This is a genomic window from Mesorhizobium sp. WSM4808 (assembly GCF_055811675.1).
On sequence record NZ_JBVVQX010000012.1, the window covers coordinates 126,987 to 140,267 of the forward strand.

Below are 13,281 nucleotides of genomic sequence, written 5' to 3' on the forward strand. Positions count from 1 at the left end.
AAAAAGAAGGGAACGATCATGAAATTGAGCAGGACATCTTTTGCGCTTATGGCCACCCTCCTTGCGGGGACGGCTTTGCCGACCTTTGCCAACGCAACCGTGACCGTGCTCGGCTGGCCTGGCGGCTCCGAGGAAACCGCACTGCGGGCAACCGTGGAAACCTACAACAAGCAGGCCAGCGATGCCGACAAGGTGGAACTGCTGTTCTTCAACCGGGAAGGCTTTTACGACAAGCTGCAGGCTGACATGGCGGCCGGATCCAGTGCCTTCGACGTGAACCTCGTCGCCACCTACTCGCTCGGTCGCTACGCGCCCTATATGGAGCCGGTCGATCTTGGCGCGGACGCGGCCAAGATTTTCGGCGAATCCGTTCTCAAGACGATGCAGTTCGACGGCAAGCAATACGGCGTCCCGACAGACCTTTCGTTGCACTTCATGTACTACCGCAAGGATCTCATCGACGCCTTGATCAGGGATGACGCCGCCAGGAAGACCTATGGTGAAATCGCCCGGAAATATCTCGGCAAGCCCCTGCAGCCGAAAGACCCGGATAGCTGGACCTGGGACGACTGGGCGGCCACCGCCCTCTATTTCACCAAGCAGGTGAACCCCGACAGCCCGGTGCGTTATGGCACGGTCCTGCAGATGAAGAACCTGCTGTTCAACATGATGGTCTTCCAGTCCCTGCCGCGTTCCTACGGCGGCGACTGGATGGACAAGGACGGCAATGTCACGGTGGATTCCGATGCCTACAAGACCGGCCTCGAACTCTACAAGAAGCTCTATGATGCCGGTTCTTCGCCCAAGGATTCGCTGAGCTACGAATATGCGGAAACCAACGCGGCCTTCGCATCCGGCCAGGCCGCGACGGCGCTGCAGTGGAATGCCGCGGCGGCGGATCTGACCAGCACCGAAAAATCCCCGGCCGTCGCCGAGGTGACCGGGATCGTCGCGCCACCGGCAGGTCCCGACGGACGCGCCGATCACATCCACGGCCTTGGTTTGGGCCTTAACAAGAACGCCAAGAACAAGGAAGGCGCCGTCAAGTTCCTGAAGTGGCTCGCCACCGAGGATGCGGCCTTGCTCTATGCGCGCAGCGGCGGTTCGCCGGCATTGTCTCCCGATGTCGTCGCCAAGGTTGCGAAGGAACGTCCCGACCTCGTCAAGCTCGGCGAATTCGCCAGCAAGTACGGCTATGTCATGACCGGAGCGACGTCCGCGAGTGCGCTCCCGGTCTATGAACTGCAGGCAAAGGAGTTCACCGGCTACTGGTCCGGCCAGCAGAGCCTCGAGGATGCGCTCGCCCACACCAAGGCGGGCATGCAGGACCTTCTCAAGAAATGAACCATTTGCCGGACGCCGGGTCGAGGCCCGGTGTCCGGCGCGTTTGGCGGATCGACATGGCCCTTGTGACACGTGCCGAAGGCAGGATGTATCTGACGCCGCTGGTCGGCTTCCTGCTTCTGTTCCTCGGCTTTCCGGCGATCGTCAATCTGATCTATTCCGTTTCGACCGTCACATTCGAGACCTTGCGCAGTCCGGTGTTGAGCGGTTTCGGTAACTATGTCGCGGTGTTGAACGACCGCGAATTCTGGAGCTCGGCCTGGTTCTCGCTGCGCTTCGGTATTCTTACCGCATCGGCGGAATGTCTGATCGGCCTTTTCCTTGCCATCTTCCTGGCGCCGCTTCTGAGCAAGCGTCCAGTCCTGATGGCGCCGTTGATGCTGCCGCTGATGGTCGCACCGGCCATGGTCGGTCTCATGTACCGGCTGGTGCTGCATGAATTCGCGGGCCCCGTCCCCTACTATCTCTTCGAATGGTTTGGCGACAGCCCGGCCTTCCTCGACATCGACAATGCCTTCCGCACCCTTGTCGTCGTGGAGACGCTACAATGGACGCCTTTCGCCTTCCTGCTCTTCTACATGGCCTATTCGGCCATACCGCTCGACGTGCGCGAAGCCTCCTCGCTCGATGGCGCATCACCGTTTGAGATCGTCCGCTGGATCGATCTGCCCTTGATGAAGCCGACGCTGGTCATCGCGTTTTTCATCCGTTTCATCGACGGTTTCCGGGTGTTCGACAATGTCTATGCGCTGACCGGCAGTGGCGCTGGCGGTTCAACGACGTCCTTGTCGATCTACATCTATCAGGCCTTCTTCAAGGAAGGGGCTATCGGCAAGGCGGTCGCCGCTTCGGTTATCCTGTTCCTGGCGTCGTTCATCGTTCTCCACGGCCTTAACCGGCTTGCCGGCCGCAGGAAGCGTTGACGATGGTCAGGGCACTGCGCTGGATCGTTTTTGCCATCGCCGTGCTGGCGATGAATTTCCCCATTATCGTGACGCTGATCACATCGCTCAAAAGCCAGCGCGAGCTTTCGACGAACCCCGGTTTGTGGATCAGCCAACCGACGCTCGACAACTATCTGGAGGTTCTGACGCAGACCAGCCGCTTCAACATCTATGCCTACCTGCTGAACAGCACCGTGGCGGCGCTGATCGGAACCGGCCTTGCGATCGTGCTCGCGTTCCCGGCTGCCTATGCGATCGCGCGTAGCGAGGCGGGAAAGCGCTTGGTCCTGCCGATCGTCATCAATCTTCGCGCCGTGCCGCTGATCATCTTCGCGATCCCGCTTTACATGATGTACCAGTGGCTGGGCCTGCTCGATACGCGGATCGGGCTCGGGCTCATCCTGACCATCGTCAACGCGCCGCTTGCGCTCGTCATCCTGGTGAACGCGATTTCAGATGTACCGGTCGAACTCGACGAGGCGGCGAAAGTCGATGGCGCAAGTTCCTTGCAGGTGATGATGATGATCGTCCGGCCCGTCATCCGACCGGCGCTGGTCACGACCTTCATCTTCGGCTTCATCACCGCCTGGAACGAATTCCTCTTCGGCCTCATGCTGACAACCAGCCGTGCCGTCCCGATGACGGTCGGCGCATCGTTTTTTTTCGCCGCAAGCGGCGGCGGCGTAAAATGGGGAACCGCTTCCGCGGTCATGATGCTGGGCGCCTTGCCGCCGGCCTTGCTGGGTCTTGTGATGTATCGGCAGATATCAGGATCCATGACCGCTGGAGCGGTCAAAGGCTAAAGCAAGACGAAGTTCGTCGTTCTGACTAGTTGGGCAACCCTATCCGACAGGGCGAGCGCACTTGTCAGGCCAGGTGACTCGATTCCGAAAAGACTGATCAGCCGTCCGGACTGATCTGCCAGAATGTCGAAATCGCCGAACTGCAACCCGTTCGTTTTAGGCCGCAGCCCGCAATAGCTCGGCTCCAGTTCCCCGTCCCTCAGCCCCGGCCAATAGCGTCGGATGGCCGCGTAAAATGGTGTGGCCCGAGTTGCGTCGACCGCGTAGCCGACCTCATCGACGGGCTCGACGTCCGGCCCGAAACGAACCGATCCGGCCATATCCAGCGTCAGGTGAACTCCGAGGCCGCCTGGTTCCGGAACCGGATAAACAAGATGGTTGAAGGACGGGCGGCGTCCAAGCGCAAAGTAATTGCCTTTGACGTAGGTGACATCTGGGATTTTGCCGCCATGCCCGCCCGCAAGGCTCCGGGCAACCAGATGGGCTAACAATCCGGCCGCATTGATGACCAGATTTGCGGCGATCCTATAGCCTTCCATATCGCCGCCAAACTGGAGCTCGCAGCCCGTTTCGGCGACGCTGCCGCCGAGAACCGGCGCGCGAAACGCAAAGGTGGCACCGGCATTCTCGGCATCGCCCTGTAGCCCCAGCATCAGCGCGCGGCTGTCGACGATCCCCGTGCTTGGGGACAAAAGCGCGCCGGCAACGTCCAGTTCAGGTTCAAGCCGTTCCACATCCGCGCGGCTGAGCATCTCCAGGTCCGCAACACCATTGTCCGCAGCCTTGGTCCGGATCCCCTCCAGAATCGGCAACTCCGCGTCGCTGGCGGCGACGATCAGCTTGCCGATGCGTTTGTGCGGAATCCCGCGCGCTTTGCAATAGCGGTAAAGCGCGTTCTTTCCTTCGACGCATAGCTGCGCTTTCAGGCTGCCCTTCGGATAGTAGATGCCGGCATGAATGACCTCGCTGTTGCGGCTCGACGTGCCCAGCCCTGGGCTGTCCTCGGCCTCCACGACAAGAACTTCGCGTCCCTCGAGCGCCAGCCGCCGCGCAATCGCCAGGCCGACGACGCCGGCGCCGATGACGATGCAATCGACTTTCTCGTCGGGGACCCCCATCGTCATTCGCCAGCCCCTGGGGCACAATGCAGGACGTGCAAGCAGGCCTCACCAGAATTCCGGCCCGCCGAAAGCACCACAAGCATGACATGTCACTCCATCGGCCGTTTCTGTCCGAGCGTGCAACGAAATAAGCACCGCGATTGCGGCAAATACCATAATGTTGGTGATCGACGAAGCGCATAGAGCTCCGGCTTGACGCCATAGCGCAGTGCGCTCCAGGCGACCGATGGCATGGTAGGCGTGGCGCCGGGTAGAACGAGATATTCGGGCCATTGAGCGACAGCACGAAGGCTACGATCAGGCTGCCAAATAAGCCCGACCATGCAGGAATGCGTCATCGCCATCGATTATCGAGGCACGCCGGACAAGCTGGTCGCGGATTTCATTTCGGTGGTAAACCGCGTCTCCCAAGGCCACGATAGCCAAGTTGCGATGTAGTGGCGCGCCATGTTTGTCGTGTCCATGTCTTCGGATGCGGTTCGGCTTCGATCCTGCTTGGCCCGCATGCAGGGTCAGTATGACCGCAGCCTCGCCGCTCCAGGAACGCATTCGCAATCAGCTTCGGGCTCAGTTCTTCGAGCGAATTCAAGTCGGTGAGCGGATCAACGAGGCGGAGGTCGCGGCGACCCTTGGCGTCTCGCGTACACCTGTTCCTCACGCTCTGGTGCAATTGCAGGCGCGAAGGGGTCGTAAGTTACGAGCCCAACCGCGGCTTTCGATTGCTCGAAGCGACCCAGCCGGGCGCTCGCCAAGGTGGGATCGCTTTCTCTCGACGAGAAAGTGATGCGCGACATGGCACTCGGTGGTCCTGGATGGGATCATCCGCGAGCGGGCACTGCTGGCGCGCTACAATGCGACGCCGGGCTCGCTGACCTCGACGTTGCGCCGGCTGATGCGCGACCAACTCGCCGAACCGTCTCCCGAAGGCCGACATCGAAAGGCTGCTGCGCGAGATCAACGGCGAGGCGGATGAGCGGGACGATCAAGCCGCTTGAATTCGACGGCGCGTGCCCGCCGCAGCCCAGTTGCAAAAGCGCCGGTTCAATGTTTGATTCACTGAACCGCTCCAACTCATTGTTTTTGCGCGGCTACTGAAGGAAGGCCGCTGCACGCCTTTCCTGGAGTTGCGCTACAGAAATTATCCCCGGCCCAGGATCATCTCCGCTGCCCGGTGCCCGATCATCATGCTGGGGGCATTGGTGTTGCCGCCGATCAGCTTCGGCATCACGGACGCATCCGCGACCCGCAAGCCACTGATGCCGCGCACCTTGAGCGTTGCCGGGTCGACGACGGCCATCGCATCGGTCCCCATCTTGCACGTCCCCACCGGATGATAGACGGTGAGCGCTTCGGCACGCAGATAGGCGAGGATCTCGTCATCGCTGCGAACATCCTTGCCCGGCAGCATCTCCGTCCCCCTGATCGGGTCGAACTCGGATGCGGCAAAGATTTGACGCGCGATCTTGATGCCTTCGACCAACACCCTGGCGTCCTCGTCGTTCGAGAAGAAGCGATGATCGATCAGCACATCCCGGTTCGATGCCTGGCCTGACAGTTTGAGTTCGCCGACGCTTTTGGGCCTGAGCACGCAGGTGTGGATTGCGTAGCCATGGCCGTACTCCACCAGCCTGCCGCGATGGCTGCGATAGCCGGGCACGAAGTGGAACTGGATGTCGGGAATGCCGTTCGCATACTTCGTCCGGGCAAAGCCGCCGGCTTCGACGTAGTTGGTGGTGAGCATGCCCTTGCGGCCGGCAAAATACCGGAAGGGCGCAGCCAGCACGCGGGGCAAGTTGGGCAGCGACAGGCCGAGCGTCTTCGTGCTCGAGGAGCGGACCGTGATCATGCCGTCGATATGGTCCTGAAGGTTCTTGCCCACGCCCGGCAGATCGACAACCGGCTTTATACCGATCGCCTGCAGCTCGGCGGCTGCGCCGATGCCGGACGCCAGCAAGATCTTCGGTGAATTGATCGCCCCGGCCGAAAGCACGATTTCGCGGCGGGCCGACAGCGTCTTCTGCTCGCCCTTGTACCGCACCCGTACCCCTGTCGCGCGCCCCTCGGCTATATCGAGGTCGATCACTTCGCATTCGCTGAGGATTGTGAGATTCTTGCGATCGAGCACCGGGCGCATGAAGGCGGTGAAACTGCTGAAGCGCTGGCCGCGATCCTGGGTGACATTGTAGATGCCGAGGCCGAACTGGCTTTCGGCATTGAAGTCGCTGTTGGCCGGAAGACCGGCATTGTTGCCGGCCTTGACGAACATCGACGACAGCACATTCGGATCGCGCGGCTTGTCGACCAGCAGTTCCCCGCCTGTACCGTGGTAGTGCGGGTCCTGGCCAAGCAGGTTGCGCTCGAGCTTCTTGAAGACGGGAAGCACGTCGCTGAATGCCCAGCCTGCGCAGCCGAGTCGCGACCACTCGTCATAGTCCTGCGCGGCGCCCCTGATGTAGACCATCGAGTTGATGGAACTGGAGCCGCCCAGCGCCTTGCCGCGATTGACCGGAATCCTGCGGCCGTTGAGGTTGGGCTGAGGCACGCCGACATAGCAGTAGTCATAGTTCGGATTGCCGTAGAGCGAGAGGATGCCGGCAGGCACCTTGACCCGCAGCCCGCTATCGCTGCCGCCGGCTTCGATCAGGCACACTTTGTGGGACGGGTTGGCGCTCAGGCGATTGGCAAGGACACAACCGGCCGAGCCTGCGCCGATGACGATGTAATCGTAGTCAAGATTTTCGGTCTGCATGGCCAGCCCCTTTGAGAATGGAGATGCCGGGGCGGCGCGCGCCCCGGCTGAGCGGCTCATTGCAGAAGCTGCGTCCAGACCTTGGTGACGAGTTCCTGCGCCGCCGGCGAGCAGGCCTGGCCCATCTTGACGGGAACGGTCGGGAACAGCTCCGGAGCGTTCTCCTTGTTGTAGAGCGCCTTGCTCTCGTCGATCTTCACCGGCGAAGAGTGGCCGTAATAATTGTACTGCGCCGTCGCGTTGTCGATCTGGGTCATGAAATCGATGAACTTCTTGGCGTTCTCGATATTGGCCGCGCCCTTCGGCACGACATAGGAATCCAGCCAGCCGACCAGACCTTCTTTCGGCATCGCGTATTCGACATTGGCCTTGTCGTTGCGGCGAAGCCTCATGGTGTTGCCGTCCCACCAGAAATGGGCGGTAACCTCGCCGCTGCCGATGCGGTTTTCGATGTTGTCGCTGGAATAGGCCGCCACGAATGGCTTCTGCGCCAGCAAGAGGTCGAGCACGCGCTTCATCTCCTGCGGGTCTTCGCTGCAATATTTGATGCCGAGATAGTTTTCCGCTGCCGGAATGACTTCGTCGGGCTGCGCCAGGCTGGCGATCTTGCCGCGCAGCTCCGCCGGTGGCTCGAAGTAGGTCTTCCAGCTGTCGACCGGGCCTTTGTAGAGGTCGCGGTTGACGGTGTAGCCGGCATTGCCGAAGGCGAGCGGGATCGAATGATTGCCTGTCGCATCCCACCACGGTTTCTGCCAGTCCGGCAGGACTTGGCTGTAGGCCGCCATCGAGCTGGCGCCGAAATCCTCAAGCAGCCCGCTGTCGATCATGATCTTCACGAAGTGCTGCGAAGGCGTGACGATGTCGTAGCCCGACGAGCCGGCCTGCAGCTTGGTCAGCAGGTCCTCGTTGGATGAGAAGGCGTCGACCGTGACCTTTATGCCGGTTTCCTTCTCGAATTTCGTGACCATCTCGGGCGAGATGGAATCCGCCCATGCGTAGATGGCCAGGCTGCCCTCGGCGACAGCGGGCACGCTAAAGGCGAGGCTCATGGCACCGGCCATGGCGAGCGCTGCAATTTTGGTCGTCATGTCATTCCCCTGTTTGTTGTTCTCCCAGGGGCGACGATAACAAACCGTCGGGTTCGATAAATTCGATTTGCCCGACGCCTTGATTAGGAAAAACTACGCCGCTGCTACTGCCGCCGCTGAAGCAGGAAGGCCACGGTCGCCAGCACCACCGAAACAATCATGATCAAGGTCGAGATTGCGTTGAGCTGCGGCGACACGCCCTGCTTGATCAGCGAGAAAATGTAGACCGGCAGCGTGGTGGCGCCGCCGGAATTCAACAGGTTGCTGGTGATGAAATCATCCATCGAGATGACGAAGGCGAGCATGGCGCCGGCGAAAACACCCGGCAGGATGAGCGGCAGCGTGACGCGACGAAAGGCGACCCAACCGGTTGCATAGAGATCGCGGGCGGCTTCCTCCAGATCGAAGTCCATTCCCTGCAGGCGGGCGCGTATCGGCAGGAAGGCGAACGGGATGCAGAAGGTGGTGTGGGCGATCATCAGCTTCACCATTCCGTTGGCGAGCCCGATCTCGGAGAAGAGGATCAGGACGGCGACAGCAACGACGATTTCGGGCAGGAGCAGCGGCAGGTTCACCACCGCTTCGGAGATGCGGCGGAACCGGACATCGCGGCCGCGCACCAGCACCAATGCCGCCATCAACGCGACAAGGGTCGAGGCGACTGTGGCGACCGTGGCGACGAGCAGGGAGGTCTTCACCGCTGTCATCAGGTTCGCGTTGGACAAAGCGGTGGCGTACCAGTGCAATGAGAAGCCGCCCCAATTGGAGACGATCCGGTTCGCGTTGAAAGAGTAGAACACCACGACGGCGATGGGCAAATAGAGATAGGCGAAGAAGATCGCGCTGAAGAGACCGAAGCCCGGATAGCGCCTGACATCATCGTCCGCGTTCATGCCGCACGCTCCAGGCCTTCGGTGCGCATCGAGCGCAGACCCTGGAAAATCAGGAAGACCATGACCGCGGCCATCAGCACGATGGCGATGGCGGCGCCGAGCGGCCAGTTGCGGGCGCCACCGAACTGTAGCTGGATGAGATTGCCCATCATCATGGTCTTGCCGCCGCCGAGCAGGGTCGGCTCCAGGACCGCGCCGAGGCTTGGAACGAACACCAGGATCGCGCCGGCGATCATGCCGGGCCGGGTGAGGGGCAGGATAACGCGGCGCAATGTGGTGAGGCGGTTGCCATAGAGATCATGCGACGCCTCGATGAGCGCAGGGTCGAGCTTCTCGATCGAGGCGAAGATCGGCAGGATCATCAGCGGAATGTAGCTGTAGACGAGACCGAGCAGCATGGCGGTGTTGCCGAACAGCAGCGAGTCCATGTTGTCGACGAGGCCGAGACCGCGAAGGGTCTTTTCGACGACACCGTCCTTGCCCAGGATGATGATCCAGGAATAGACGCGCACGATCATCGAAACCCAGAATGGCAGCGTGACGAGATAGATCAGCAGCACTTTGATCGCCGGCCGCTGCAGCGCGATGAAATAGGCGACCGGGAAGCTCAGAAGCAGGCAGATCGATGTTGTCACGGCCGACAGGACCAGCGTTCTGGCAACAACGATGAGATATTGCGGATTGAACTCCATCTCGCCGGTCCAGCCTTCGTTGAACAAAAGCTGCTTGTACGGCGCGGTGGTGAACACGTATTCGAACCCGCCGTAAGGTCCGCGCGTCGAGAACGACACCACGATGATGATACCGATCGGGATGATCAGCGTCAGCAGCATGATGAGATGGGCCGGCAGCAGGCCGAGGACATTCCCGCTAGGAACTTTGGGCCAGTCCGGATTCTTGTTGGATGGCTTCATGCGCCGAGGATCCGCACGGATTCGGCGGCAAAGCCGACTTTTACCGATTGCCCGATTTCGAACATCTGGCCGCGGCTGACGCTGTTGCGCTTGGAGATGCGCAGCTTGGTGCCGCCCGCTTCAATCAGATAGTATGTGTAGCCGCCGAGATAGTTGGTGCTCATGATCGTGCCGTCGACAGCGATCGGGTTGTCCTGCGCGGGCAGGCTGATTTTTTCCGGACGTATCGAGATGAAGGCCTTCTGGCCGGCGACCGCTTTCTTGTGAGAGGCCGTCAAGGTCATGCCGAGCTGCGTTTTCACGGTTGCCTGCTCGCCGTCCACGGCAATCACGTCAGCATCGAGGAAGTTGGTCTCGCCGATGAAATCGGCGACGAAGCGGTTCGACGGCTCCTCGTAGATCGCCGCGGGTGTGCCAAGCTGCTGGATCTCGCCATCGCCGAGAACGCAGATGCGATCCGACATGTCGAGCGCTTCTTCCTGGTCGTGGGTGACGAAGACGAAGGTGATGCCGGTCTTGCGCTGCAGGATGCGCAGCTCGTCGCGCATGGCCTGGCGCAGCTTCAGGTCGAGTGCCGAGAGCGGTTCGTCGAGCAGCAGCACTTCCGGTTCCGGCGCCAGGGCGCGGGCGAGCGCGACGCGCTGGCGCTGGCCGCCCGACAATTGCTGCGGCTTGCGCCCGGCAAAGGCCTCCATATGGACGAGACGAAGCATATCGGCGACGCGCGCATCGCGGCGGCCCTTTGACCAGCCGAGGTTTTCGAGCCCGAAGCCGATGTTCTGTTCGACGCTCATATGCGGAAACAGGGCGTAGCTCTGGAAGACGGTGTTGACCCGCCGCTTATGCGGGGGGAGTCCCTGTATGTCCGAGCCGTGCAGGAAAATCTGCCCCGCCGTCGGCTGCTCGAAACCGGCGATCATGCGCAGCAGGGTGGTCTTGCCGCAGCCGCTCGGGCCGAGCAGCGTGAAGAACTCGTTGTCGTAGATGTCGAAGGAAACAGGCTTCAGCGCCTGATAGGTGCCGAACACCTTGGAGACGCCCTTGATCTCGACGGCCTTTCGAGGTGCGCCGTGGCCAGCCTCGTCATTCATGGTCAGGCGCTCCGGTCAGGACTTTTGCGAGCTCGGCGATGAAGGTGATCGACGCCGCGCCACTGAGAACGGGCGCGGCGTCGATCAGGTGGTTACATCTTCTCCCATTTGCCGCTGCGGACGACGAACATGTCGATGTCGATGGCCATGTTGGTCTGTCCGTTGGCATCGAACGAGACGTCTCCCAGAATGCCGTCGTGGTGGATATCACGAATAGCCTTGCTCAGCGCCTCCTTGTCGTCGAGGCCTTTTTCCTTGATGACCTGAAGCAGGATCTGCGTCGCCTCGTAGGCATATTTCGCATAGGAGCCGGCGGGATCGGGATAAGCCTTGGTTTCATAGGCCTTGTTGAACTCCTCGAGCTTGGGGTTCGACTGGACGGCCGGAGTTCCGGCGATGGTGCCCTCGGCGGCAGCTCCCGCGATCTCGATGAATTTCGGGTCGTAGATGCCTGAAATTCCGTACATCGGCAGATTGCCCATGCCGAGGTCGGCCATCTGGCTGCGCACCAGCGCTGCTTCGGTGACGACGCCGCCGAAATAGACCGCGTCGGGCGACGCTGCCTTCGCGGTAGTCAGCATGGCGCGGAAATCGGTCGTGCCGACAGCCGCGGCATCCGAAGAAACGACCTCGCCGCCGGCCGCCTTGAAGAAATCGCCGAACCATTTGGTGTTGGCCGCACCGTAGTCGGTGGTGTCGGAGATGATGGCGATCTTCTTGATCTTGCCTTGCTTGGCGATGGCTTCGGCCAGCGGCTTGTTCTCGTTGACCAGCGTCGGCGTGACGCGGGTCACGTTCGGGAAGTTCTGTTCGGTAATCTTCGGGCTGACCGCGCCCCAGACGATGAACGGCATCTGCGAGCGGTTGAAGACCGGGATCGTCGCCAACGCGACCGAGCTGTTCCAATGCCCCGTTGCCGCGACCACCGCGGGATCGTTGACCAGCTTCTGCGCCGCCGAAACGCCGACGGCCGGATCGGAGGCGTCATCGAGCACGACGCCTTCCACCTGGTGCGGATAGCCGCTGGCATTGGCCTGCTCGATGGCGAGCAGGAAGCCGTTGCGGGCGCCGAGGCCCTGCTGGGCGTTGCCGCCGGAGAGCGGCCCGATGAAGCCGAGCTTGATCTGGTCGGCCTGCGCCTGGGCGGCGCCCAGGGCGATGGCAAACAGAGAGCCGGCCAGAATTGACGATACGCGGATAAGCGCACTGCGCCTGTTTTGCATGGTTCCACCTCAAACAGAATTATCTGCCGCCGTCGTAGCGACCCGGCCGATCGTGATCGTCGGCTGATCATCAGTGTACGGGCGCGTATTCAGTGACGAAATTCGGAAATTGTGACTCGTGAGTTCGGAGATTCGTTCTGTCCGCCCGGGATGGCGATTGATACCTGTCGGCTTCAATCGAGAGACCGACCGCATGGCGGAACTGCTTGTCCAGCAACTGGTGAACTGGATAACCCTTGGCTGCATCTATGCCTTGCTGGCGATCGGATTCAGCCTGATCTTCGGTGTCTTGAACGTCATTCATTTCTCGCACGGCGATGTCGCGATGACGGCGCCGTTCATCACGCTGGCGCTTGCCCAGGCGTTGGCGACCGCTCTTGGCGCCTCGGGGCCCGCCTGGCTGGTGCTTGCGGTTCCGGTCGCCGTGCTCGCCGTCGGTTTGATCGGCGTCCTGCTGGACAAGGTGGTCATCAGGCGCTTCCGCGATGCGCCCGCCATGATGGCGCTGGTGGCGACCGTGGCGCTCGGCATCGTCATCCGCGAGCTGATCCGCCATCTCTATCCGCAGGGATCGAACCCGCATGCCTTCCCGCGCCTGGTGTCGGGCATGGCTTTCGAAATCTCCGGCGTTGCCATCAGCTGGTTCGCGCTGCTGGTGGTGGTGCTGACCGTCGCGCTGGTTGCCATGCTGTTTGTCTTCCTGCGCATGACCCCGCTCGGGCTGCGCATCCGGGCGGCCTCGGAGGACCGGGTCGTGGCGCGCATGATGGGCATCCGCGATGCACGCGTCTTCCGTGCGACGTTCTTCATTGCCTCGGCTATCGGCGCCATCGCTGGACTTCTGTTCGCAAGCTATGCCGGCGTGACACGGTTCGACTTCGGCGTCATGGCCGGCCTGCTCGGCTTTTCCGCCGCGGTCATCGGCGGCCTCGGCTCGATGCCGGGCGCCATACTGGGCGGACTGATCATTGCCGGCATCGAAGTGCTGGCGCAGACATTCGTGCCGGACGGCGCTTCCTACCGGCTGGTCTTCGTCTTCCTGCTGGTCATCGCCGTGCTCATCTTCCGCCCCGCCGGCCTGCTTGGGCGCACCGTCATGGAGAAAGTCTAG

13 protein-coding genes are annotated in these 13,281 nt (G+C 61.6%); 6 read left to right on the forward strand and 7 right to left on the reverse strand.

What is annotated here, in order from left to right:
* Positions 1–48 precede the first annotated feature (48 nt).
* Genes AC0L2U_RS21775 through AC0L2U_RS21785 form a run of 3 tightly spaced genes read left to right on the forward strand, consistent with a single transcriptional unit; the run spans position 49 to position 3,091 of the window.
* Positions 49–1,344 (forward strand): ABC transporter substrate-binding protein, encoded by a 1,296-nt coding sequence (locus AC0L2U_RS21775; protein WP_245486662.1) that lies wholly within the window; start codon positions 49–51, stop codon positions 1,342–1,344.
* A 56-nt stretch (positions 1,345–1,400) separates the two neighbouring features.
* Entirely contained in the window at positions 1,401–2,267 is an 867-nt protein-coding gene (locus AC0L2U_RS21780; protein WP_127399326.1) for a carbohydrate ABC transporter permease, read from the forward strand.
* 2 nt (positions 2,268–2,269) lie between these two features.
* A complete protein-coding gene (locus AC0L2U_RS21785; protein ID WP_127321544.1) occupies positions 2,270–3,091 on the forward strand; it encodes a carbohydrate ABC transporter permease in 822 nt (273 codons plus the stop codon).
* Here AC0L2U_RS21785 and AC0L2U_RS21790 read toward each other — a convergent pair.
* Positions 3,088–4,215, reverse strand: coding sequence for an NAD(P)/FAD-dependent oxidoreductase (locus AC0L2U_RS21790; protein ID WP_245486663.1), 1,128 nt, complete (start codon positions 4,213–4,215; stop codon positions 3,088–3,090). The two genes, AC0L2U_RS21785 and AC0L2U_RS21790, sit on opposite strands and share 4 nt — an antisense overlap.
* 514 nt (positions 4,216–4,729) lie before the next feature.
* Here AC0L2U_RS21790 and AC0L2U_RS21795 point away from each other — a divergent pair.
* Positions 4,730–4,996 (forward strand): GntR family transcriptional regulator, encoded by a 267-nt coding sequence (locus AC0L2U_RS21795; RefSeq protein WP_164895671.1) that lies wholly within the window; start codon positions 4,730–4,732, stop codon positions 4,994–4,996.
* Positions 4,997–5,181: 185 nt separating this feature from the next.
* On the forward strand, positions 5,182–5,307 hold the full coding sequence (locus tag AC0L2U_RS21800) for a hypothetical protein (protein ID WP_292335286.1): 126 nt from the start codon (positions 5,182–5,184) through the stop codon (positions 5,305–5,307).
* 43 nt (positions 5,308–5,350) lie between these two features.
* Here the strand turns inward: AC0L2U_RS21800 and AC0L2U_RS21805 are convergent, their stop codons facing one another.
* The 6 genes from AC0L2U_RS21805 to AC0L2U_RS21830 form a co-directional block, all read right to left on the reverse strand.
* Complete coding sequence (locus AC0L2U_RS21805; RefSeq protein ID WP_128288827.1) at positions 5,351–6,961, reverse strand: GMC family oxidoreductase; 1,611 nt, start codon at positions 6,959–6,961, stop codon at positions 5,351–5,353.
* A 56-nt stretch (positions 6,962–7,017) separates the two neighbouring features.
* Positions 7,018–8,049: an extracellular solute-binding protein gene (locus AC0L2U_RS21810; RefSeq protein ID WP_473602650.1), complete on the reverse strand. Its 1,032-nt coding sequence runs from the start codon at positions 8,047–8,049 to the stop codon at positions 7,018–7,020.
* A 104-nt stretch (positions 8,050–8,153) separates the two neighbouring features.
* On the reverse strand, positions 8,154–8,942 hold the full coding sequence (locus AC0L2U_RS21815; RefSeq protein ID WP_127271529.1) for an ABC transporter permease: 789 nt from the start codon (positions 8,940–8,942) through the stop codon (positions 8,154–8,156).
* Positions 8,939–9,856, reverse strand: a complete 918-nt coding sequence (locus AC0L2U_RS21820; protein ID WP_352581154.1) for an ABC transporter permease — start codon at positions 9,854–9,856, stop codon at positions 8,939–8,941. The genes AC0L2U_RS21815 and AC0L2U_RS21820 overlap by 4 nt, the downstream gene beginning before the upstream one ends.
* Complete coding sequence (locus AC0L2U_RS21825; RefSeq protein WP_127809682.1) at positions 9,853–10,947, reverse strand: ABC transporter ATP-binding protein; 1,095 nt, start codon at positions 10,945–10,947, stop codon at positions 9,853–9,855. Before AC0L2U_RS21825 ends, AC0L2U_RS21820 begins: the two co-directional genes overlap by 4 nt.
* Positions 10,948–11,039: 92 nt before the next feature.
* Complete coding sequence (locus AC0L2U_RS21830; RefSeq protein WP_127271535.1) at positions 11,040–12,170, reverse strand: branched-chain amino acid ABC transporter substrate-binding protein; 1,131 nt, start codon at positions 12,168–12,170, stop codon at positions 11,040–11,042.
* Positions 12,171–12,363: 193 nt separating this feature from the next.
* Here AC0L2U_RS21830 and AC0L2U_RS21835 point away from each other — a divergent pair, with 193 nt between their 5' ends.
* Complete coding sequence (locus AC0L2U_RS21835; RefSeq protein ID WP_023809431.1) at positions 12,364–13,281, forward strand: branched-chain amino acid ABC transporter permease; 918 nt, start codon at positions 12,364–12,366, stop codon at positions 13,279–13,281.